This is a genomic window from Flavobacterium sp. AJR, from assembly GCF_002156885.1.
Taxonomy (GTDB): domain Bacteria; phylum Bacteroidota; class Bacteroidia; order Flavobacteriales; family Flavobacteriaceae; genus Flavobacterium.
Window position 1 is genome coordinate 1 of record NZ_NCWQ01000181.1, and the last position, 1,852, is coordinate 1,852.

1 protein-coding gene is annotated in these 1,852 nt (G+C 40.0%); it reads left to right on the forward strand.

What is annotated here, in order from left to right:
- A partial coding sequence (locus tag B8T70_RS23425; RefSeq protein ID WP_304529091.1) for an Ig-like domain-containing protein occupies nt 1-1,852 on the forward strand: 1,852 nt, incomplete at both ends.

Here is a 1,852-nt window from a genome sequence, read left to right on the forward strand (position 1 = left end):
GGGAATCTGTACAGGAAGTACTTTTACGGTAACAGTAACGGTAAATCCGAAACCAGTATTGAACAATATAACTGCTACTAGTATATGTAGTGGAGGTACTTTTACTGTAACACCAACAAATGGAACTAATGGAACAATTCCGTCTGGTACGACCTATAGTTGGTCAGCTCCAAATGTAGTTGGGATTTCAGGAACTGCTGCTGGAAACAATGCTACTAATATAAGTGGTACATTGACAAATAACTCTGGAACGTATACTAATACCTGGACAGCTACTGATGTTTGTACTAACGTTTCTTCTGTATTTACTCAGGTAATTAGCATTCAGGATACTACTGCGCCAACTTGGACAACTGCTCCAGCTGCGCTTGATGTAACGCTGGAATGTAGCGATAATGCAGGATTAACAACTGCACAAGCAAGTGCTCCTGTTGCAATGGATAACTGTGGTGGAACAGTAACATATACTAAAATCAGTGGAACTTTTGCTCAAGGCAACTGTGTTAACTCTGGAACGTATACTAATACCTGGACAGCTACTGATGTTTGTACTAACGTTTCTTCTGTATTTACTCAGGTAATTGCTATTCAGGATACTACTGCTCCAACCTGGACAACTGCTCCTGCTTCTCTAGATGTAACATTACAATGTAGCGACACTGCTGGATTAACAACTGCGCAAGCAAGTGCTCCTGTAGCAACTGATAATTGTGGTGGAACGGTAACGTATACTAAAGTTAGTGGAACTTTTGCCCAAGGTAACTGTGTAAACTCTGGAACGTATACTAATACCTGGACAGCTACTGATGTTTGTACTAACGTTTCTTCTGTATTTACTCAGATAATTTCTATTCAGGATACCACCGCGCCAACTTGGACAACTGCTCCAGCTGCGCTTGATGTAACATTACAATGTAGCGACACTGCAGGATTAACAACTGCGCAAGCAAGTGCTCCTGTAGCAACTGATAATTGTGGTGGAACGGTAACGTATACTAAAGTTAGTGGAACTTTTGCCCAAGGTAACTGTGTAAACTCTGGAACGTATACTAATACCTGGACAGCTACTGATGTTTGTACTAATATATCAACAGTCTTTACTCAGGTAATTACTGTTCAAGATACCGCTATTCCAATTTGGATTACACAAGCAGGAACATTAGATATTACATTACAATGTAGTGATGTTGCCGGATTGACAACAGCACAAAATCAAGCACCAACTGCTACTGCAAATTGTTCTATAGTTACTTATACCAAAACTAGCGGTTTGTTTGTAGCTTCTACTTCATGTGCAAATGCTGGAACGTATACTAATACTTGGGTTGCCAAAGATGATTGTGGTAATATTACCGATGCTTTCACGCAAGTGATAACTATCGAAGATACTACAATACCAACATGGACTACTCTAGTTGGAAGTTTGGATGTAACCATTCAATGTAGTGATGCTGCAGGTTTAACTTCAGCGCAAGCGAATGCTCCTACTGCAACTGATAATTGTGATAGTGATGTAACTAATATCGTTAAAACTAGCGGTCAGTTTATAGCTTCTCAATCTTGTGGTAATGCTGGTACTTATACTAATACGTGGACAGTTAAAGACGAATGTGGTAATACTTCGGACACTTTCACGCAAGTGATAACCATCGAAGATACTACTAAACCGACATGGACTACTCTAGTTGGAAGTTTGGATATAACCATTCAATGTAGTGATGCAGCAGGTTTAACTTCTGCGCAAGCTAGTGCTCCTGTTGCAACTGATAATTGTGATAGCGATGTGACTAATATCGTTAAAGTTAGTGGACAATTCGTTGCTTCTACTTCATGTGCAAATGCCGGAACATAC